The following is a 19,995-nucleotide window of genomic DNA, read 5'->3' as shown; positions in this document are numbered from 1 at the left end:
TACCGTGGGTACATGACCGATCTGGAGATCCGGGACGTCCCCGAGACCGCCCTGGACGAGATGATCGACTTCTCCGGCCTGGTGTTCCACCAGCGCATCCGCGAGCGCGACCTGGACCGCTGGCGCTGGATGATGCGGCGCGCCGAGCGCATCGGGGCCTGGTCCGGCGGAATCCGGGCGGGGCAGCTCGCCGCGCTGCCGATGCGGCTGGCCGTGCCGGGCGGGACCGTCGACTGCTCGGCGATCACCGCGGTCGGGGTGCTGCCGACGCACCGCCGCCGCGGCGTGCTGTCGGCGATGATCGAGCGGATGCACGCCGACGCCGCTACCGCGGGCCGTCCCGTCGCGGTGCTGTGGGCGTCCGAGGGCGCGATCTACGGCCGGTACGGCTTCGGCCTCGCGGACCGGGCCGTCGAGCTGGAGGTCGACACCTCCCGCCCGCTGCCCCTGCGCACCGAGCCCGACCCGCGGCCGCTGCGGCTCGTCGATCCCGCGGACGCGCCCGCGATTGTCGGCCCGATCCACGAGGCCGCCCTCGCCCTCCGTCCGGGCGGCCTGGTGCGCGACGGCGAATGGTGGTCCCGCAACGTCCTGCCCGACGAGGAACTGAGCGACGAGCGGCTCACCGCTCCGCGCGTCGTCGTCCACCCGGAGGGCTACGCGATCTACCGGACGGGCCACGGCATCGTCCGGCTCGAGGACCTCGTCGCGGCGGACGCGCGGGTCGAGGCGGCGCTCTGGCGGTTCCTCGCCGGCATCGACCTGACCTCGCGGATCACGGCGCCGACCCGGCCGGTGGACGATCTGCTGCCGCACATGGCGGCCGACCCCGACCAGGTGAAGGTGACCGGCGAGTACGGGGCGCTGTGGCTGCGGCTCGTCGACGTCCCGGCCGCGCTCCGCGCCCGGTCGTGGGCGTCCGGCGACGTGTTCGTGCTGGACGTCGCGGACGCCCGGATCCCCGCCAACCACGGCCGCTGGCGGCTCACGACCGGCGCCGCGCCCGGCTGCGCGCCCACCGGCGGCGAGCCGGACCTGTCGCTGAGCGTCGCCGACCTCGGCGCCGCCTACCTCGGCGGCGCGAGGCTGAGCACGCTCGTGCGCATCGGCGCCGTCACCGAGCACACCCCGGGCGCCGCCGCCCGCCTGGACGCGGCGCTCGCCGTCCCGCTGGCCCCCTACACCAACGACGACTTCTGACGCCGGACCGCGGTGCCGGCGCCGGAAGATTTCAGCGCCAGAAGAAGACCTTGGCGCTGCCCCCGGTGGCGACCTTCGCGGCGCCGTTGCCGTGCTGGGCGACCTGGAAGCGCAGCCGGTAGCCGTCGCCGATGGTGTCGGCGCCGAGCGAGTACACGATGTGGGTCTGGTCGCCGGCCGACACGTAGTCCTGCACGGGCCCGCCGGTGAGCTTGCTGTCGTCCTTCGCGTCGACCTCGACCGCGCGGGCCTGGATCAGCGTGCCCGCGGGCACGCCGGTGACCGTGACGGCGGCCGTCAGCGCGTAGCGGGCCGAGCCCCACAGGATGCTCGGGCCGCCGCTGTCGGCGTGCTGGTGCTCGGAGTCGGCGTAGTCGTGCTGCCAGCTGACGTTGGTCCACTGGCCGGCGGGCAGCTGCTGCTCCTTGGTCGTGCCGACGGACACGTAGCTCGGCATTTCGTCGTCCTCCCCGGGCGAGACGCCGACGCGCCACTGCCCATAGTCGTCCTTGACGGCGCGGTCGTAGTCGAGGCCGACGCCGTTGATGGTGTGGTCGTTGGAGTACTGCTGGAGCTGGGCGCGCGCGTCCCAGCGGCCGCCGGACCAGGCGTAGGTCTGCCACCCGTAGGCGATCTTCCCGGCGTCGAACGCCCGGTTGACCGGCCCGTACCCGGCGTACAGCCCGACCCGGCCGCGGCCGAGCACGGACGCGGCGCCGTCCAGGTAGGCGTTGATCGAGTCCTGCTGGGATGAGGACGCGTCCCAGTCGACCGCGAAGTAGATCGGCCGGTCGTCCGGCATGCCGCACGCCTCGGCCTGGCCCGCGGCGGCCTGCGCGTCCGCCTTTCCCGCGGCCTTGCCGTCCAGCGCCCGGTTCGCGGTGGTCTCCCACACCACCACCAGCCACAGGCCCGCCTCCGACAGCTCGTCCGCCTCGGCGCGGGTCAGGTTCTTGCCGGTGGTGTCGTGCGAGAGGTAGCGGCACGCGAACTTCGCCCCGGCGCGTTTCAGCGCGGACGCGCCGGGGCGTCCCCACGCGTAGTCGACGCCGAAGACTGCCATGTCAACTCCATGATTCGGATCCAGGTCATTGCCGATTCAACAGGTTGCGCCCGTTTCGTCGCAGGAGATTCCCGAGGTTCGGTCGTCCGGAACGGACCTTTCCGCCCGATGTGGCTGTCAGTGACGACACGCCTACGTTGCGCTAGCGGTTTCGCCGTGTGCTCGCTACAACGGACCTGTCCGCTACAAAGGCGCAGGCCACGGGGGGTTCCACGGTGACTGGGAAGAAGACGCGGCGCGTCGGTGCGCGGGGGCTCGCGGTGCTGGCCGCCGCTCCGCTGCTGGGCGTGGTGCCGCTGATGGGCGCGGCCGGAGGCGCGCGAGCCGACGGCCCCGGCCCGTCGGGGCACGGCGGCCAGCACGCTCACAAGGGCAAGGGGCGGGGGAGGCCGGCGCCGCACCACAAGCCGGTGAAGCACCGGCCTCCCGTCAAGCACCGCGAGCCGGCCGGGCACAAGAAGAAGGCCAGGTCGGTGCGGCTGCACACCAGCGCTCCCGGGAAGGCGGTACTCCCCGGCCGCACGTACGACTGGCCGTTCGCGGTGACGGCGAAGGGGCACGGGAAGGCGGGCCGGGCGGTGTTCCGCGCGACGCTGCCGAAGTCGCTGGAGTTCGTGTCGGGACGGCGCGACTGCGCGGTGAGCGGGTGGACGGTCGAGTGCGATCTCGGCGCGGTCCGTCCCGGTCAGACGGTCGCCGGGGCGATCCGGGCGAAGGTGGCCGGGCGCGCCCGCCCGGACGAGGCGATTTGGATCCCCGCGACGGTGACGTGGCGCGGAAGGCGCGACGCCGCGGAGTTCCCGGTGGCGCGTGTCGCCCGGACGGCGGACCTCGCCATCGCGAAGACCGCACCGGCGACCGCGCGCTCCGGCGCGCCGATCTCCTACGTGCTCAGGGTGAGCAACCGCGGCCCGGCCACGGCCGAGGACGTGTTCGTCCGGGCGTCCGGCCCGGTGCGGCTGCTCACGGGGAACGCCGCGTGCATCCCGGAGGAGCGGGGCTTCGTCTGCGGGGTCGGGGCGCTGCGGCCCGGCGAGACGCGGACGCTGCGCTTCAGGGTGCTCCCGGCCGGCAATGTCCGGGCCGGGAAGGTCCTGACGTTCGCGTCGCGGGTCACGTCGTCGACCACCGACCCGAACCCTCGGAACAACTCCGCGACGGTCCGCACCCGGATCACGGCGAAGAAGGCCGCCCCGAAGAAGAAGGCGCCGAAGAAGAAGGCGTATGCGGGCGCGCCCCAGACCAAGCGCGCGGGCGCGAAGTAGGTCCCGTGGCGCGGGCCGGGGCGCGGGCGTACGAGGATGGACCCATGCGTCTACGGATCTTCACCGAGCCCCAGCAGGGGGCGAGTTACGAAACACTGCTGTCGGTCGCCAAGGCGGCGGAGGACCTCGGCTTCGACGCGTTCTTCCGCTCCGACCACTACACGAAGATGGGCGACGTGTCCGGCCTGCCGGGCCCGACCGACTCCTGGGTCACGCTCGGCGCGCTGGCCCGCGAGACGAGCCGGATCCGGCTCGGCACCCTGGTGACGGCCGGCACGTTCCGCTACCCGGGGCCGCTGGCGATCTCGGTCGCGCAGGTGGACCGGATGAGCGGCGGCCGCGTCGACTTCGGCATCGGGACGGGCTGGTTCGAGGAGGAGCACGTCCACTACGGCATCCCGTTCCCCAGCCTGAACGAGCGGTTCGAACGGCTGGAGGAGCAGATCCGGATCGTCACCGGGCTGTGGGGCACGCCGGACGGCGAGACCTTCTCCTTCACCGGGGAGCACTACACGCTGAAGGACTCGCCGGCGCTGCCGAAGCCGGCGCAGGCGGGCGGCCCGCCGGTGATCCTCGGCGGGTTCGGGCCGAAGCGCACGCCGCGCCTGGCCGCCGCCTACGCCGACGAGTACAACGTGCCGTTCCACCAGGTCGAGGACACCGGCGGCGCGTTCGACCGGGTCCGGGCCGCGTGCGCGGAGGCGGGCCGGACGAAGCCGATCGTGTACTCCGCGGCGCAGGTCGTCTGCTGCGGGCGGGACGAGGCGGAGCTCGCGCGCCGCGCCGGCGCGATCGGCCGCGAGGTGGACGAGTTGCGGCAGAACGGGCTCGCGGGCACCCCGGCCGAGATCGTGGAGAAGATCGGCCGCTTCGGGGAGCTGGGCGCCGAGCGGATCTACCTGCAGGTGCTCGACCTGAGCGACCTGGACCACCTGGAGCTGCTGGCGTCGGAGGTGCTGGCCAAGGTCTGACGGGCGCCGCGCCGGCACCGTCCGGCGGCGCTCCGGTACGCCGGAAGGCCCGCGGCGGGACGTGCGGCTCCGTACGGGAGCGCTCGTCCTCGCCGCGGGCCTTTCTCCGCGGTTGCCGGGCCGGGATCGCGGGACCTCTGGCCGCCGGGCCGCCGGGCGGTCGGGGCCGTGGGTCCGCCGGGATGCCGGGCCGGGAGCCGCCGGAGCCGCGGGGCCGCCGGACGGGGCGTCAGGCGGCGGCGGGCTGGGCGCCGCCGCCGGCGGCGTCCTGCGGGCGGGCGTGCTCCGGCAGCAGGAACACGGCCAGGAAGGTCAGGCCGAGCATGCCGACCACGATCCACAGCGTGATCTTCATGGCGCCGGTGAACCCGGTCTCGGCCGAGCGCGCCGCGTCCGCCGCGACCGCCTTCTGGATCGCCGGGGCGGCGGCGGGCTGCGCGGCGATCGCCGCCCTGACGCCGTCCTGCATCCGCGCGCAGGAGGGCGGGACGGCCTCGGCGTCCTTGGCCGTGGCGCGGTCCTTGCCGCAGTCGCGCAGCGCGGTCACGATGCGGTCCTGCTGAGCGGCCGGGACGGACACGGCGGCGAGCTGCCTGCGCAGCCCGGCCGACCCGTCGTCGGCGGCGGTCGCGACGTGGCCGCCGAGCAGCCCGAAGAAGACCGTGCCGAGGACGGCCGCGCCGAGCGAGCTGCCGAGCTGCTGGATCGCGGTGAGGGTGCCGCCGGCGGACCCCGCCTCCTGCGGCTCGACGCCCGCGAGGGCGATGTCGAAGAACGGCGCCATCAGCAGCCCCATGCCGAGCCCGGTGACCAGCAGCGACGGGATGAGCTGCCACGGGGTGACGCCGGTGTCCGCCAGCTGCAGCGTGACGAACATCCCGGCGAGGCCGGCCGCCATGATGAGGGCGCCCGCCTGGATGACGGCGCGGCCGAACCGCTGGACGGCCTGGGCCGCGCCGAAGCCGAGGACGACGCCGGCCGACCACGGGATCTGCGACAGGCCGGCCTTGAGCGGGGAGAAGCCGAGGCCGAGCTGGAAGAACAGCGAGAGCACCAGGGCGGTGCCCGCCATGGCGGTGAAGAACACGACGCCGACGACGAGCCCGCCGGTGAAGCCGCGCTTGCGGAACAGGCTCGGGATGATCAGCGGGTCGGCCCCGGCGCGCTGCTTGCGCGTCTCGTACCAGGCGAACAGCGCCCAGACGAGCAGGGACGCGGCGATCATCGCGAACGTCCAGGCGGGCCAGTCCAGCTCGCGGCCCTGCACCAGCGGGTAGATCATCAGCCCGGCGCCGAGGGAGGCGAGGGCGGCGCCGGTGAGGTCGAGCCGGGAGGCGTGCGGGGAACGGCCGGAGGGCAGGAAGCGCAGCCCGGCGAGCACGGCGGCGAGGCCGAGCGGCAGGTTGATCAGGAAGATCATCCGCCAGCCGGTGTCCCACAGGTCGGCGTCGACCAGCCAGCCCGCCAGCACCGGGCCGCCGACCGACGACAGCCCCATGACCGGGCCGAACGCGCCGAACGCGGCGCCCATCTCCTTCTCGCTGAACATCTGCTTGATCATGCCGATGCCCTGCGGCAGCATCACCGCGCCGAACAGGCCCTGCATCAGCCGGGCGCCGACCAGCATGCCGGGCGAGGCGGCCACGCCGCACAGCAGCGAGCCGGCGGTGAAGCCGGCCGCGCCGGCGATGAACATCTGCCTGCGGCCGTACAGGTCGCCGAGCCTGCCGCCGGTGATCACGCCGACCGCCATGGCCAGGGTGTAGCCGGCGGCGAGCCACTGGATGGTGGCGGCGGAGCCGCCCAGCTCGGCGCGGATGGTGGGGGCGGCGATGTTGGTGATCAGCGAGTCCAGCATGTCCATGACCTCGCCGGCGAGGATCACGAACAGGGCGGCCCAGCGCCAGCGGTAGCCGGCCGTGCCGGTGGCCCCGGTGGGGGTCTGCACTGTCTCGGTCATGGGGTCGTCTCCTGGGAGGGAACACGGTGAAAACGGCGTTCGTCGTTACGAACATCGTTCTACGACGGGAACGGTGTTCGTGTCAAGTACGATGTTCGTGACGCGATTTTGTCTCTCAGGTAGAGAAGATATATCGCGATTCGGGATAGTCAAGATGTATCGCGAAATTGGGAGGTTCCGAGGTGGCCAGCGCACGTCCGGACATGCCGACGCCCCCGGGCCGCCGGCCCCGCAGGCCCGCGCCGTCCCGGCAGCCGCTCACGCAGGACCTCGTCGTCGAGGCGGCGATCGGCGTCCTGGACGCCGAGGGGCTGGAGGCCGTCACCATGCGCCGCGTCGCGCAGGAGCTCGGCACCGGCCCGGCGTCCCTGTACGCGCACGTCTCGGACAAGCAGGAGCTGCGCGAGCTGATGCTCGACCGCGTCGCCGCCGAGATCAGGCTGCCGGCCGAGCCCGACCCGGCCCGGTGGCGCGAGCAGCTGAAGGAGGTCGCGCTGGAGATCCGCCGCGTCTACACCTCGCACCGCGACATCGCGAAGGTCTCCATGGGGCTGATCCCGACCGGGCCGAACCTGCTCGCCGTCGCCGAGGCGCAGCTCGCCCTCATGATCGCGGGCGGCGTCCCGCCGAAGGTCGCCGGGCTCGCCGTCGACACGCTGGGCATGTACATCGACGCCGACGCCGTCGAGGACACCTTCTACACCGCGACGGTCAAGGGCGACGAGGACCCGTGGGAGCACTTCCGCAAGTACATCGCCCAGGTCCGCGATTACTTCAAGGCACTGCCGACCGACCGGTACCCGCACATCGTCTCGCTGGTGGACGACCTCACCGACCAGGGCGGCGCCGAGCGCTTCGAGTTCGGCCTGGACGTCCTGCTGCGCGGCATCGCGTCCTACGTCGAGGACGTCGGCAGGGCTTAGAGCCCCAGGGCGGGGCCGGGGCACCGGGGCGAAGGCGCGGCGTCAGCCGAACACGCGGTGGAACGCGTTGCGCCTGGGCGTGTCCTTGGCGGACTCCCAGACCGCGAAGACGACGTGCTCGAAGCGGTTCTCGAACTCGCCGCCCGGACCGAGCGGCCCGGCGAACGCCTCCGCCACCTCCGCCGGATCGTTGCGGAACACGCCGCAGCCCCACGCCCCCAGCACCAGCCGCCCGTGGCCGTTGGCCAGCGCCACCGCGAGGACCTTCCGCGCGCGCACACGCAGCACCTCGGGGATGCGCTCCGCCTTGGCCGGATCGCGGATCGCGCCCCGGTTCGGAGCGGGCGAGGTCAGGAACGCGACCCCGTACGGCTCGTCCAGCAGCCTCCCGGAGTCGGTGCGGATCACCGGCACGCCGGGGGAGTAGATCATGTGGTCGCTGTAGAGCAGGTCGCCCTGCGCACGATGGAAGTCGTAGTACTCCCTCGCCGCGCGCAGCGACAGGTACAGGCCGGACGAGCGTGCCAGGCCCTCCTCCTGCGCGTGCGCGCCGTTCAGGAAGCCGCCGCCGGGGTTCTTGGCGGAGGCGAAGTTGAGCGCCATCGGGACCTTCCCGGGCGCGAGCAGCCGCCGCGCCGCCGCGAGGGTCGTCTCGTCGGTCACCTCGACGCGCGTCGCGGCGTCGGCCGCCGGTCCCGCGCCGGGCGCGGTGCCGGGGAGGTCCTTCAGAAGGGCGTCCAGCTCCTCCGGCCGGTACAGAACGGTGTCGCGCACGCAGCGCGCCAGGTCGGCGGCGATGGAGACGGTGCGCCCGGACGGGGCGCGGTACTCGCCGCGTTCGAGGACGGCCACGGTCTCCTGCGCGGTCATCCGGCGGGGATGTCTGCTCATGTCGCTCCGGATTGTGGCGGGCGCGCGCGGCCGGCCGCAAACCCTTTTCGCGGCCGGACCGCCACTCTTCGTGATTATCCGGTACATGTCAGAGATGTAGGTGCTTGTAGCACTACCTGGGGATTTGTGGGAAATGATCTCATTCTGACTACTTTCTGGCATGCTGGCTGCGCCATGCAGCCTCCACGATCACGCCAGGGCAGGCGCCGGGCGTCGTCCCACCGCCGGGCCGCCGCCCCTCCGCCCCACGCGCCGATGCCGCCCGCCGGACCGCCCGTACCGCCCGGGCCACCCGTACCGCCCGGACCATCCGGACCCGGCGGCTACGACGGCTACGACGGACGGGGTGGACCGGGCGGACAGGGTGGACGCGGCGGGCGCCGCGGCGGCGGTCCGCGCCGTCCGGGCTCGGGGGACTGGCTCGGCGACGACCTGGAACGGGAGTTCGAGGGCGCCCGGCGGACGCGGCTGCGCGGCGTCATCCTGGGCGTCACCGCCCTGGTGCTGGTCTCCGTCGCGGGCCTCGGCGCCATGGCCTACCTCAGCTTCGGCGGCGGGACGAAGCACGCCGCCGCGCCGCCGCCCGCGCGGGAGACCGGCACGGGACAGGACGGGGGCGCCCGGGTCGAGTCGGAGCCGTCCGACGCGCCCGTGGTCAAGCCCTCACGGTCGGTGTACATCCCCGCCAAGGGCACGGGGAAATTCCTTCTGCCCGCTTCCGGAACCCGCGTGTTCGGCCACGGAAAAGTGATGCGCTACATGGTCCAGGTGGAAGGCGGCTTACGCCAGGACCCCACGAAGTTCGCGCGCAGCGTCGACAAGATACTCGCGGATAAGCGGGGGTGGACGGCCAGCGGCAAATGGGCGTTCCAGCGCGTCAACTCCGGCGCGTACGACTTCGTGGTGCAGCTCGCGGCGCCGAAGACCGTCGACAAGATCTGCGGCTCCTACGGCATGACCACCAACGGCACGGTGAACTGCAGCGGCGGCAAGCAGGTCGTCGTGAACCTACGGCGCTGGCTGCTGCTGACCAAGTACTACCGCGGGCAGCCGGACGCCTATCACGCGCTCACCATCAACCACGAGGTCGGCCACCGGCTGGGGTTCGGCCATATGACCTGCCCTGGGCGCGGCAAGCCGGCCCCCGTGATGATGCAGCAGATCTACGGGCTGAAAGGCTGCCGGATCAACCCGTGGCCGTTCGACTCGCACGGCCGTTTCCTGACCGGCCCCGCCGTCGCCGGAAAATGAATTAGAAGCGCGCCGCCGGGTTCCGCCACACTCGAGGCGTGCTTCTCACGATCACCACTACCGCGGACCAGGCGACCGACCTGGGCTTCCTGCTGCACAAGCACCCGGACAAGGCGCTGAGCTTCGAGCAGTCCTTCGGCACCGCGCACGTCTTCTACCCCGACGCCGGCGAGGACCGCTGCACGGCGGCGCTGCTGCTGGACGTCGACCCGGTCAAGCTCGTGCGCACGCGCGGCAGAGGCACGCCCGACTTCTCCCTCGGCCAGTACGTGAACGACCGCCCGTACGCGGCGTCGTCGCTGCTGGCGTCCGCGATGGCGAACGTCTTCCGCACCGCCATGCGCGGCAGGTGCGACAAGCGGCCCGACCTGGCCGGGACCGCGATCCCCCTGGAGATCGTGCTGCCGGCGCTGCCGTGCCGAGGCGGCGCCGGGCAGGCGGAGCGCTTCTTCGCGCCGCTCGGCTGGGACGTGTCGGCCGTGCCGGTGCCGCTGGACCCGGAGTTCGCCGACTGGGGCGACTCCCGCTACGTCACGCTCACGCTCACCGGCCGGATGCGGCTCGCCGACGCGCTCAACCAGCTCTACGTGCTGCTGCCCGTGCTGGACGACGCGAAGCACTACTGGGTGGCGCCGGACGAGGTCGACAAGCTCATCCGGGCGGGGGAGGGATGGCTCGGCGCGCACCCCGACCGAGCCGCCATCACCCGCCGCTACCTCGCCAACCGGCGCACCCTCGTCCGGGCCGCGCTGGGCCGCCTGGCCGACGCCGAGGACGCACCGGACGACGCGCTCGACCCGGTCGAGATCGAGGAGGAGCCCGCGCGCGCGGAGAACGGCCTGGCGCGCGCGGAGAACGGCACGGACGCCGCGGTGGAGGCCCCGGCCTCCCTGTCGGAGCGGCGGATCCAGGCGGTCGTGCAGGCGCTCCACGACGAGGACGCCCGCCGCGTCATCGACATGGGGTGCGGCTCCGGCAAGCTCCTGGCGCGCCTCGCCCAGGACGACTTCTTCACGGAGATCGCCGGTACGGACGTCTCGTACCGCGCCCTGGAGGGAGCGGCGCGCAGGCTGCGCCTGGACAAGCCCCGGCACCGTCCCGACAAGCGCGTCCTGGACGTCTTCCAGAGCGCTCTCACCTATGCGGACGAACGCTTCCGCGGCTACGAGGCGGCCGTGCTGATGGAGGTCGTCGAGCACATCGACCCGCCCCGGGTCCGCGCCATGGAGCAGGTCGTGTTCGGCCACGCCAAGCCGCGCGTCGTCGTCGTGACGACGCCCAACGCCGAGCACAACGTCCGCTACGAGGGGCTGGCGCCCGGCGCCATGCGCCACCCCGACCACCGCTTCGAATGGACGCGCGCGGAGTTCCGCGCCTGGGCCGGCCGCGTCGCCGAGGCGCACGGCTACCGCGTCCGCCACGTGCCGGTCGGCGACGACGACCCCGAGGTGGGCGCGCCGACGCAGATGGGAGTCTTCGCCCGATGACCGAGATCCGGCTTCCGGAGATGGGGCTCGTCGTCCTGGTCGGCGTGACCGGGTCGGGCAAGTCGCACTTCGCGCGCAAGCACTTCGCGCCGACGCAGGTGGTGTCGTCGGACCGCTGCCGCGGCATGGTGTCCGACGACGAGAACGACCAGTCCGCCACCGGCGACGCGTTCGACCTGCTGCACTACATCGTCGCCAAGAGGCTGCGGCGCGGCCTGCTCACCGTCGTCGACGCGACGAACGTGCAGAGCAAGGCGCGGCAGCCGCTGCTGCGGCTCGCCAAGGAGCACGACGTGCTGTCGGCGGCGATCGTCCTGGACGTCCCCGAGCGGCTCGCTGCCGAGCGCAACGCCGCCCGCCCAGACCGGGACATGCCCCCGCACGTGATCCCGCGCCAGCGGCGCGAACTGAGCCGCGGGCTGCGCACGCTCGGCCGCGAGTTCCGGCGCGTGTTCGTGCTGTCCGGACAGGAGGAGATCGACGCCGCGACGATCGTCTACGAGAAGGCGTGGACCGACAGGCGCGAGCTGACCGGCCCCTTCGACATCGTCGGCGACGTGCACGGGTGCCGCGCCGAGCTGGAGGAGCTGCTCGCCGGCCTCGGCTACGAGATCGAGCGGGACGCGCGGGGCCTGGCCGCCGGCGCCAACCACCCGGGCGGGCGCACCGCCGTGTTCGTCGGCGACCTGGTCGACCGCGGCCCGGACTCGCCCGGCGTGGTCCGGCTCGTCAAGGGCATGGTGGAGGCGGGCAACGCGCTGTGCGTGTCCGGCAACCACGAGGCGAAGCTCGTCCGCGCCCTGAAGGGCCGCAAGGTGCAGATGTCGCACGGGCTCGCCGAGTCGATGGAGCAGTTCGGCGCCGAGACCGACGAGTTCCGCGACGCCGCGCTGCGCTTCATGGACGGGCTCATCAGCCACTACGTCCTCGACGGAGGGCGCCTTGTGGTGGCCCACGCCGGGCTCAAGGAGGACTACCACGGGCGCGCGTCGGGACGTGTCCGCTCGTTCGCGCTGTACGGCGACACCACGGGGGAGACCGACGAGTACGGGCTGCCTGTGCGGTACCCGTGGGCGCGCGACTACCGCGGCAAGGCGATGGTGGTGTACGGCCACACGCCCGTCCCGGACGCGGAATGGGTCAACAACACCATCTGCCTCGACACCGGCGCGGTGTTCGGCGGCAAGCTGACCGCGCTGCGCTATCCGGAGCGCGAGCTGGTGTCCGTCCCCGCGCGGCAGGTCTGGTACGAGCCGGCCCGCCCGCTGCACGCGCCGTCCGCCTCCGCGCCGGGCGGCCGCAGCGAGAGCGACGTCCTGAAGATCGACGACGTCCTCGGCGCCCAGGGCGTGGAGACGCGGCTGCTGGGGCGCGTCACCGTCCGGGAGGAGAACGCGCTCGCCGCGCTGGAGGTGATGAGCCGGTTCGCCGTCGACCCGCGGTGGCTGGTCTACCTGCCGCCCACGATGGCGCCCGCCGCCACCTCGCCGCTGCCCGGGCACCTGGAGCACCCCGCCGAGGCGCTCGCCGCGTACCGGGACAAGGGCGTCCTGCGCGCGATCTGCGAGGAGAAGCACATGGGCTCGCGGGCCGTCGCGGTCGTCTGCCGCGACGCGTCGGTGGCGGAGGCGCGGTTCGGCGTGGACGACGGGACGACCGGCGCGGTCTACACCCGCACCGGGCGGGCCTTCTTCCGCGACGCGTCCGTGACCGAGCAGATTCTCGCCCGGCTGCGTTCCGCGATCGGCGCCACCGGCCTGTGGGACGAGCTGGAGACGGGATGGCTCGTGCTGGACTGCGAGCTGCTGCCGTGGTCGGCCAAGGCGATGGACCTCATCCGCACCCAGTACGCCGCGGCCGGCGCGGCGGCGCGTGCGGCACTGCCGATGGCGTCCGGCGTCCTCGCGCGCGCACACGAGCGCGGCCTCGACGTCGGCGGGCTCCGCGAGCACATCGACCGGCGCGCGGCGAACGCGGCGCGTTTCCGCGACGCCTACGCGCGCTACTGCTGGCCCGTCAACGGGCTTGAGGGAGTGCGGCTCGCGCCGTTCCAGGTCCTCGCCGCGGAAGGCCGCTCCCTGGCCGCCGCGCGCGACCACGACTGGCACCTGGACGTGGCCGCCGGGCTCGCCGCGGCCGACCCGACCGGGCTGCTCCAGCGGACCGAGTCGGTCGTCGTGGACCTGGCCTCACCGGAGTCGGAGGCCGCCGCGACCGAATGGTGGGAGAAGCTCACCGCCTCGGGCGGGGAGGGGATGGTCGTCAAGCCGCTCGGGCCGCTCCCGGACGGCGCGAAGGTCCAGCCGGGCGTGAAGTGCCGGGGCCGCGAGTACCTGCGGATCATCTACGGGCCGGACTACACCGAGCCGGGCAACCTCGACCGGCTGCGCGGCCGGTCGCTCGGCCGCAAGCGGTCGCTGGCGATGCGCGAGCACGCCCTCGGCGCCGAGGCGCTCGACCGGCTCGCCGCCGGGGAGCCGCTGTGGCGGGTCCACCAGGCCGTCTTCGCCGTCCTGGCGCTGGAGTCGGAGCCCGTCGACCCGCGCCTGTGACGGCACGCCGCGGGCGCGCGCGGCCGGGAACGATCTGCCGAGAACGCGGCCCGCCTCCGAGGGGGCGGGCCGCGCGGGCGTCAGGTCGAGAAGAGCATGTGGAAGACGCCGCCGTGGTGCGGCGCGTGGTGGCCGTGGTGATGGTGGTGCACGGAGGCCGCGGGAGCGCCCCAGCCGGGCGGCGGCGGAGCGGCATGGTGGCGGGCCTCCATCTGGCCGAGGGCCTCGAGCTCTCCGTAGTCGAGGAAGATGCCCCGGCAGTTGTCACACTGTTCGATGTGGACGCCGCTGCGGTTGTAGGTCCGCATCAATCCATGACACTTAGGGCAGTGCATCGCCTTGTCATCCTTCCGCTATGGATCCCCAGGTAGAGGGTAAATCTAGGGCAGGTTCCGCGCCACGTCATGCGAGCCGTGCCGCGTCCCCCGCGGTGGAGATTCTGCCGCAGGCGTCCACCATCGCCTGCTCCGGTCCGTCCAACGGGCGCTCGCCCTCCTTCGCGGATATGACGCACGTGGCGGCGATCTGGATCGCCAGACTTCGCGCGGGCAGGTCGAGGGTCGCCCAGGGGTCGCCGCCGTCCGGCACCGCGGCGCCGCCGGCCTCCACGTAGGCGCCGAGGAACCGCTCCCAGTCGTCCGGGTGCAGGACGCCCGACAGGTACAGCGCGGCGGGGCGCGCCAGGTCCCAGGCGGGGTCGCCCTTGCCGAGGTCCTCGATGTCGATCAGGCGCCAGCGTCCGTCCCGCGCGCGCACCATCTGGCCGAGATGCCAGTCGCCATGGATGAGGCACTCCGCGCGCTCCGGGCGGGCGCTCACCGCCGCCTCGCCGCGGACCCAGGCGGGCAGGGTCGCGAACGCGCGCCGCACCTCGTCCTCCGCGAGGCCCTCGCCCAGGCGCGCCACCTGAGTGGCAACGCGTGCGGGACGTCCCCAGGACGGTGTGTCCGCCGGTACAGGCGTGGAGTGGAGCGCGGCCAGGAGACGTCCGGCGTCCGCCCAGGGCAGCTCCTTGTGCGGATCCACCGGCTCCCCGTACACGGAGACGGTCACCGTACGGCCGTCCACGTCCGTCGGTGCACCGAGCGGCCCGAGGAGCAGATCGGGCAGGGACGCCGCGACCTTGATGCGTGCGAGGAACCGCTCCCCGTAGTCACGGCCGGGCTGATGCGCCTTCACCACGGTGTCGCCTACACGCACCACCAGGACGCCGTGCCGGTCGTACAGCGTCTCCGGCTCCAGAGGCGCGTCCGAAGCGCGCGCGGCGGTACGGGACGAGTCACGCCCGATCTCGGCGAGCCGGGCGAACAGCTCCGGCGGGGCGGTCTCGGTCTCCACGGGGAACAGTCAACCACCCGGCGGGCGCCGCCTACGCCGGGGAATTCACCGACTCGTCGCGCAGCTTGCGCCGGACGACCTTCCCCAGGACGTTGCGCGGCAGGTCCGTGCGCGGACGGAACTCCGCGGGCACCTTGTAGCGCGACAGATAGCGCTCGCAGTGCCGCCGCAGCTCGTCCGCGGAGAACGGGTAGGCGGGATGCTCCACCACGTGCGCGATGACGCGCTCGCCGCGCCGCTCGTCCGGCCCGCCGACCACCGCGCAGTCGTACACGGCCGGATGGCGCCGCAGGACCTTCTCCACCTCGGACGGGTAGACGCTGAACCCGCTCACCTTGATCATGTCGCGCTGCCGCTCGAGGATGGTGATGAACCCCTCCTCGTCCATCACCGCGATGTCGCCCGTCCGCAGCCAGCCCTTCGACAGGGCCTGCGCGGTGGCCAGCGGCGCGTTCCAGTAGCCCGCGAACACCTGCGGGCCGCGCACCACCAGCTCGCCGGCCTCCCCGGGGGGCAGGTCCCGCGTCGGCTCGTCGACGTCGACGATGACCGCGTCCGTCATCGGCAGCGGCAGCCCCACGGTCAGGTTCCGGGCGCCGCCGCCCAGCGGGTTGCCGGTGACCGCCGGGGACGCCTCCGTCAGCCCGTAGCACTGGATCAGCCCGCGCACCCCCAGCTCGTCGAAGCGGTCGAGGAGCCGCTGCCCCAGCTCCATCGCGCCGCAGATGTAGACCCGCAGCGACCGCAGGTCCGACGGCCGGAACCGCGGGCCGTCCAGTACCTGCTCGTACAGCGTCGGCACGCCGGGGAACACCGTCGGCCGGTACTTGCGGATGGTGCGCAGCACCCGGTCGCGGTCGAAACGCGGGAGCAGCACCACCGCGCCCGCCGTCATCGTCGGCGCGATGAGGCAGCTCATCAGGCCGAACGAATGGAACAGCGGCAGGACCGCGAGCGTCACGTCCTGCCGCTCGCGCACGCCGACGTCCCACGCGTGCTGCTGGCACGCGTTCGCGACGAGGTTGCGGTGCGTCAGCATCGCGCCCTTGGGGCGCCCCTCCGTCCCGCCGGTGTACTGGATCGCCGCGAGGTCGCGCGACGGAACCACCGGGAGCTGCCGCACCTGCCGCTGCGGGATCCTCTGCAGCTCCTTGAACGGGACGACGCCGGCGTCGTCCGGCACGTTCGCGGTGATGGCCGCGCGCCGCCGCTGCGTCTGCACCAGCGGCAGCCGCAGCACCGCCCGCCCGGCCGGAGGGAGGTAGTCGACGAGCGAGGTGACGACGATGTGCTCCAGCCGCAGCCGGTGCCGCACCGCCCGCACCGTCGCGTAGGAACGATCCAGCACGACGGCGACGCGGGCGCCGCAGTCCGCGAGCTGGTGGAGCATCTCCTCCTCGGTGTACAGCGGGTTGTGCTGCACGGCGATCGCGCCCCTGCGCAGCACCCCGAAGAACGCGATCACGGCCTGCGGGCAGTTCGGCAGGATCAGCGCCACCCGGTCGCCGGGCTGCACGCCGAGCCGGTGCAGCCCGTCGGCGAACCGGTCCACCGCGTCCCGCAGCTCCCGGTAGTCGAGCCGCCGACCGTGGAAGACCAGCGCGGTCCGCCGCGGGTACCGCTCCGCGGCGTCGTCGAGCAGCCGGGTGACGGGGACGTCGGGGATCTCGATCTCGGTGGGAACCCCCGGCTGATACCTCCGGCGCCACGGGAGTGATCTTTGTGACGAGGGCCACATAACCGAGAATTCAACCACGACCTGCCCGATCCCGGAACTCGCCGCGGCCGCCCGGCGCGCGCGCAGCTCTCGCGGTACGCGGCGGCCGAGCTGTACCCGCCGGGCCGGCGGGGCTCCGCGATCGGCGTCGTCGTCTGGTCCGCCGCCATCGGCGCGGTCGGCGGGCCGCTGCTGCTCGACCCGTCCGGCGGCCTCGCGCACGGGCTGGGCCTGCCGCACCTGGCGGGCCCGTTCCTGGCCGCGTTCCTCGCCACCGCGGCCGCCGCGCTCGCCGCGACCGCGTCCGCCCCGGCGTCGCCCGCCGCCAAGACGGACGAGCCCGGCGGACGGATCTCAGTGCGCGCCCTGCTCAAGGGGCCCGTGACGCGGCCGGCGCTGGTGGTGATGGCCACGGCGCAGGTCGTCATGGTCGCGGTGATGACGGCCGCGCCGGTCGCGATGCGGATGCACGGCGACGCGCTCGGCATGGTCGGCATGACGCTGTCCGCGCACACGCTGGGGATGTTCGCGCTGTCGCCGCTGACCGGGCGGCTGGTCGACCGGTACGGGGCGCGCGCGGTGATGGCCGCCGGGATCGCGGCGCTCGCCGCGTCGACGGCCCTGGCCGCGGTCGGGGACGGAGCCCTGACCCGCACCGCGGCGCTGTTCGGGCTCGGCTACGCGTGGAACCTGTGCTTCGTCGGCGGCAGCGGGCGCCTCGCCCGCGAGCTGCCCGAGCCCGCGCGGGCGGACGTCGAGGGCACGGTGGACGCGGCCGTGTGGACGATCGCCGCCGCGGCCGGGCTGCTGTCCACCGTCATCGTGTCCGCGGCCGGGTACGGGGTGCTCGCCGGGACGTTCTGTGGCGTGGCGGTCCTGGCGGCGGCCGTCCTGCGGCGTCCCGCGCGCGCTTAGCGGCCCGGTCAGGGGTTCGGGACGGCGTCGTGCGCGCCCTCGATGCGGCCCCTCACGAGACGGGGGTGGAAGTAGCTGATCGGGACCCGGGTCCCGTCGGACACGCAGAAGATCTGGAACCCGTTGCGGCCGTCCTCGTCGGGGACGGAGAACTCCACCGGGACGAACACGCCCTCCTCGGCCATCAGGACGAACCAGCGGCCGAGGTCGAACTCGTCGGCGAACGCCTCCAGGCCCGTGCCGCGGCGGCCCAGCGTGTAGCGGACCTCGTAGGAGCAGCCGTCCGGTGGGAACGACATGTGCGGCGCGTCCACGTCCACCACCTCCCCCGCGCCTCATCCTAGGCGCTGGGCCGCCGGGCGAGGGCCGCTTGGGAGCTCGCCGGCAAAGGCGCGCCTGTGCGGTCAGCGGAGCAGGAGGCGCCCGTCGACGCGCGCGCGGTGCGTGCCGGGCGTGTGGCCGAACGTGCGGCGGAACGCGTCGATGAACGCGCTGGCGGACGCCCACCCGGACCGGTGCGCGACGGTCGTCACGGGAAGGCCCTCGGCGAGCAGCACCATGGCGTGGTGCAGGCGCAACTGGGCGCGCCACTGCGGGAAGGTCATGCCGAGCTCCGCGCGGAACAGCCGGGTGAGCGTGCGCTCGCCCGCTCCGGCGCGCGCGCCGAGTTCGGCGAGCGTCCGGTCGTCGGCGGGGTCGTCGCACAGCATCCGGCACACGGCGGCGAGCCGCGGGTCGCGGGCGGAGGGGACGTAGTCGGCGTACCGGGGGGCGCGCGCGACGCGGTCGAGCAGCACGTCCCGCAGCCGCAGCCATTCGGCGCCGTCCCGTTCGGCTTCGGGGACGTCGGTGCAGGCCGCGATCAGCTCGCGGAGCAGCGCGTCCACCCCGAGGACGGCGGGCCGGGCGAGGCCGAGCGGGTCGCGCGGCGCGGGGATCCCGACGAGCCGCAGGCCGGCGCCGCCGAACGAGCGGTGCTCGTGGACGGTCCCCGCCGGGATCCACAGCGCGCGCGCCGGCGACGCCAGCCAGATCCCGGCGTCGGTCGTGACCGACAGGACACCGGAGCCGGCGTAGGCGAGCTGGTGGTCGTCGTGGCGGTGCGCGTCGATCTCGCCGCCGGGCGGCAGCAGCCGCAGGCCCGTGCTCGCGCGCGGGGTGTAGCGGGTCATCGGTTCAGCGTACGCACGGCCACCGACAGTGGCGGAACAGCGATACAAGATGGCCAAATATCGGAAGCGCGACAGGCGCCTCGGACGCGAGGCTGCCGGTATGAACCGCCGAGGCCCCGTCGCGCTGCTGTCGGCCGGACACGCCTGCGTCGACGTCTACCAGGGCGCCGTCCCCGCGATCGTCCCGTTCCTCGTCACCGGGCGGCACTACAGCTACGTCGCCGCGTCCGGGATCGTGCTGGCCGCCACGCTGCTGTCCTCCGTCGTCCAGCCCGCCTTCGGGATGCTGACCGACCGCTGGGCGATGCCGTGGCTCGTGCCCGCCGGGACGGGCGCCGCCGGCCTCGGCGTCGCGCTGTCCGGAGTGTCCGACGCCTACGCCCTGACCTGGGCCGCGATCGCCGTGTCGGGCCTCGGCGTGGCCGCCTACCACCCCGAGTCCGCGCGGATCGCGCGCGCCGTCACCGGCAGCGACCACGCCGGGATGAGCTGGTTCTCGCTCGGCGGCAACATCGGCTTCGCCGCCGCCCCGCTGCTGGTCACGCCCGTCCTCGCGGCGGGCGGCCTGCACGCCACGCCGTGGCTGGCGGCCCCGGCCGTCCTCGGGACCGCGCTCAGCCTCACCGCCATGCGCCGCCGCACGTCCGGCGCGGCGGCGAAGAAGAGCGCCGCGCACGGCCGCGACGACTGGCCGATGTTCGTCCGGCTCTCCCTGGTCGTGCTGTGCCGCTCGGTCGTCTTCTTCGGCCTCAGCACCCTGCTCGCCGTCGTCGCGCGCCAGCGGACCGGCGGCGGCGCCGACGCCGGGGCCGCCGCCCTGTTCGTCCTGTTCGCCGGCGGCGCCGCCGGCACGGTCCTCGGCGGACGGCTCGCCGCGACGCTGGGCCGCGTCCGCACGCTCCGCGCGTCCTACCTGCTCGCCGTCCCCGCGGTCGCGGGCGTCGCGCTCGCCCCCTCCTACACGATCTACGCGTTCGTCGCCCTCATCGCGATCGCCCTCTACATCCCGTTCTCGATCCAGGTGACGCTCGGCCAGGACTACCTGCCCCGCCGCGTCGGCACCGCCAGCGGCGTCACCCTCGGCCTCGCCGTCAGCGCGGGCGGCATCGCGAGCCCCGCCGTCGGCGCGCTCGCCGACGCCGCGTCCCCCCGCGCCGCCCTGCTCCCGCTCATCGCCGTCCCCGCCGTCGCCTGGCTCCTGGCACGCCTTCTTCAAGAACCCGCCCCCCTCGAGACCCCCGCCACCCCGTCCGACGCCCCCCGCCCCTCACTCCACCGTTAGCTCTTCCT

17 protein-coding genes are annotated in these 19,995 nt (G+C 73.8%); 9 read left to right on the top strand and 8 right to left on the bottom strand.

Going from position 1 to position 19,995, the window contains the following annotated elements; all coding sequences use genetic code 11:
- The first annotated feature begins 12 nt into the window (after positions 1-12).
- Positions 13-1,200 (top strand): GNAT family N-acetyltransferase, encoded by a 1,188-nt coding sequence (locus tag F8568_RS06355; protein ID WP_151592387.1) that lies wholly within the window; start codon positions 13-15, stop codon positions 1,198-1,200.
- Positions 1,201-1,231: 31 nt separating this feature from the next.
- Here the strand turns inward: F8568_RS06355 and F8568_RS06350 are convergent, their stop codons facing one another.
- Positions 1,232-2,263, bottom strand: coding sequence for a glycoside hydrolase domain-containing protein (locus F8568_RS06350; protein WP_151592385.1), 1,032 nt, complete (start codon positions 2,261-2,263; stop codon positions 1,232-1,234).
- 215 nt (positions 2,264-2,478) lie between these two features.
- Between F8568_RS06350 and F8568_RS06345 the strand changes: the two genes are divergently transcribed.
- Both F8568_RS06345 and F8568_RS06340 read left to right on the top strand, forming a co-directional pair.
- Complete coding sequence (locus F8568_RS06345) at positions 2,479-3,528, top strand: DUF11 domain-containing protein (RefSeq protein ID WP_151592383.1); 1,050 nt, start codon at positions 2,479-2,481, stop codon at positions 3,526-3,528.
- 44 nt (positions 3,529-3,572) lie between these two features.
- A complete protein-coding gene (locus F8568_RS06340; RefSeq protein ID WP_151592381.1) occupies positions 3,573-4,499 on the top strand; it encodes an LLM class F420-dependent oxidoreductase in 927 nt (308 codons plus the stop codon).
- 229 nt (positions 4,500-4,728) lie between these two features.
- Here the strand turns inward: F8568_RS06340 and F8568_RS06335 are convergent, their stop codons facing one another.
- Positions 4,729-6,459, bottom strand: a complete 1,731-nt coding sequence (locus F8568_RS06335; RefSeq protein ID WP_151592379.1) for an MFS transporter — start codon at positions 6,457-6,459, stop codon at positions 4,729-4,731.
- A 182-nt stretch (positions 6,460-6,641) separates the two neighbouring features.
- On the opposite strand from F8568_RS06335, the gene F8568_RS06330 reads away from it, so the two are divergent.
- Positions 6,642-7,382 (top strand): TetR/AcrR family transcriptional regulator C-terminal domain-containing protein, encoded by a 741-nt coding sequence (locus F8568_RS06330; RefSeq protein WP_328600750.1) that lies wholly within the window; start codon positions 6,642-6,644, stop codon positions 7,380-7,382.
- A gap of 42 nt (positions 7,383-7,424) precedes the next feature.
- Here the strand turns inward: F8568_RS06330 and F8568_RS06325 are convergent, their stop codons facing one another.
- Positions 7,425-8,273, bottom strand: coding sequence for a TIGR02452 family protein (locus tag F8568_RS06325; protein WP_151592377.1), 849 nt, complete (start codon positions 8,271-8,273; stop codon positions 7,425-7,427).
- Between the two features lie 255 nt (positions 8,274-8,528).
- Here F8568_RS06325 and F8568_RS06320 point away from each other — a divergent pair, with 255 nt between their 5' ends.
- The 3 genes from F8568_RS06320 to F8568_RS06310 are packed head-to-tail and all read left to right on the top strand — an operon-like array spanning position 8,529 to position 13,563.
- Positions 8,529-9,524, top strand: coding sequence for a DUF3152 domain-containing protein (locus tag F8568_RS06320; protein WP_236008471.1), 996 nt, complete (start codon positions 8,529-8,531; stop codon positions 9,522-9,524).
- A 38-nt stretch (positions 9,525-9,562) separates the two neighbouring features.
- Positions 9,563-11,011 (top strand): 3' terminal RNA ribose 2'-O-methyltransferase Hen1, encoded by a 1,449-nt coding sequence (locus tag F8568_RS06315; RefSeq protein ID WP_151592375.1) that lies wholly within the window; start codon positions 9,563-9,565, stop codon positions 11,009-11,011.
- Complete coding sequence (locus F8568_RS06310) at positions 11,008-13,563, top strand: polynucleotide kinase-phosphatase (RefSeq protein WP_151592373.1); 2,556 nt, start codon at positions 11,008-11,010, stop codon at positions 13,561-13,563. The genes F8568_RS06315 and F8568_RS06310 overlap by 4 nt, the downstream gene beginning before the upstream one ends.
- Before the next feature lie 80 nt (positions 13,564-13,643).
- Here the strand turns inward: F8568_RS06310 and F8568_RS06305 are convergent, their stop codons facing one another.
- The 3 genes from F8568_RS06305 to F8568_RS06295 form a co-directional block, all read right to left on the bottom strand.
- A complete protein-coding gene (locus F8568_RS06305; RefSeq protein ID WP_151592372.1) occupies positions 13,644-13,898 on the bottom strand; it encodes a TFIIB-type zinc ribbon-containing protein in 255 nt (84 codons plus the stop codon).
- A gap of 67 nt (positions 13,899-13,965) precedes the next feature.
- A complete protein-coding gene (locus F8568_RS06300; RefSeq protein WP_328600749.1) occupies positions 13,966-14,901 on the bottom strand; it encodes a phosphotransferase family protein in 936 nt (311 codons plus the stop codon).
- Positions 14,902-14,932: 31 nt separating this feature from the next.
- Positions 14,933-16,858 carry an AMP-binding protein gene (locus F8568_RS06295; RefSeq protein ID WP_328600748.1) on the bottom strand — a complete coding sequence of 642 codons (1,926 nt, stop codon included), beginning with the start codon at positions 16,856-16,858 and terminating at the stop codon, positions 14,933-14,935.
- A 117-nt stretch (positions 16,859-16,975) separates the two neighbouring features.
- Here F8568_RS06295 and F8568_RS06290 point away from each other — a divergent pair, with 117 nt between their 5' ends.
- Positions 16,976-17,533: an MFS transporter gene (locus tag F8568_RS06290; RefSeq protein WP_151592368.1), complete on the top strand. Its 558-nt coding sequence runs from the start codon at positions 16,976-16,978 to the stop codon at positions 17,531-17,533.
- An 8-nt stretch (positions 17,534-17,541) separates the two neighbouring features.
- Here F8568_RS06290 and F8568_RS06285 read toward each other — a convergent pair whose 3' ends face one another.
- Together F8568_RS06285 and F8568_RS06280 are read right to left on the bottom strand one after the other, a co-directional pair.
- Positions 17,542-17,847: a hypothetical protein gene (locus F8568_RS06285; RefSeq protein ID WP_151592366.1), complete on the bottom strand. Its 306-nt coding sequence runs from the start codon at positions 17,845-17,847 to the stop codon at positions 17,542-17,544.
- A gap of 90 nt (positions 17,848-17,937) precedes the next feature.
- Positions 17,938-18,705 carry an AraC family transcriptional regulator gene (locus tag F8568_RS06280; RefSeq protein ID WP_151592364.1) on the bottom strand — a complete coding sequence of 256 codons (768 nt, stop codon included), beginning with the start codon at positions 18,703-18,705 and terminating at the stop codon, positions 17,938-17,940.
- A 100-nt stretch (positions 18,706-18,805) separates the two neighbouring features.
- On the opposite strand from F8568_RS06280, the gene F8568_RS06275 reads away from it, so the two are divergent.
- Complete coding sequence (locus F8568_RS06275) at positions 18,806-19,987, top strand: MFS transporter (protein WP_151592362.1); 1,182 nt, start codon at positions 18,806-18,808, stop codon at positions 19,985-19,987.
- The last annotated feature ends 8 nt before the right edge of the window (positions 19,988-19,995 follow it).

Source organism: Actinomadura physcomitrii (genome assembly GCF_008923205.2).
GTDB classification, from domain to species: Bacteria; Actinomycetota; Actinomycetes; order Streptosporangiales; family Streptosporangiaceae; genus Spirillospora; species Spirillospora physcomitrii.
Note: the sequence above shows the minus strand (reverse complement) of the source record. Positions and strands in the feature narration are given on the sequence as shown.

Excerpts from the sequence above, each read along its gene's own strand:
- F8568_RS06350 (WP_151592385.1), bottom strand. The coding sequence starts at position 2,263 with ATGGCAGTCTTCGGCGTCGACTACGCGTGGGGACGCCCCGGCGCGTCC.
- F8568_RS06340 (WP_151592381.1), top strand. The coding sequence starts at position 3,573 with ATGCGTCTACGGATCTTCACCGAGCCCCAGCAGGGGGCGAGTTACGAA.
- F8568_RS06335 (WP_151592379.1), bottom strand. The coding sequence starts at position 6,459 with ATGACCGAGACAGTGCAGACCCCCACCGGGGCCACCGGCACGGCCGGC.
- F8568_RS06310 (WP_151592373.1), top strand. The coding sequence starts at position 11,008 with ATGACCGAGATCCGGCTTCCGGAGATGGGGCTCGTCGTCCTGGTCGGC.
- F8568_RS06280 (WP_151592364.1), bottom strand. The coding sequence starts at position 18,705 with ATGACCCGCTACACCCCGCGCGCGAGCACGGGCCTGCGGCTGCTGCCG.
- F8568_RS06305 (WP_151592372.1), bottom strand. The coding sequence starts at position 13,898 with ATGCACTGCCCTAAGTGTCATGGATTGATGCGGACCTACAACCGCAGC.
- F8568_RS06275 (WP_151592362.1), top strand. The coding sequence starts at position 18,806 with ATGAACCGCCGAGGCCCCGTCGCGCTGCTGTCGGCCGGACACGCCTGC.
- F8568_RS06355 (WP_151592387.1), top strand. The coding sequence starts at position 13 with ATGACCGATCTGGAGATCCGGGACGTCCCCGAGACCGCCCTGGACGAG.
- F8568_RS06320 (WP_236008471.1), top strand. The coding sequence starts at position 8,529 with ATGCCGCCCGCCGGACCGCCCGTACCGCCCGGGCCACCCGTACCGCCC.
- F8568_RS06325 (WP_151592377.1), bottom strand. The coding sequence starts at position 8,273 with ATGAGCAGACATCCCCGCCGGATGACCGCGCAGGAGACCGTGGCCGTC.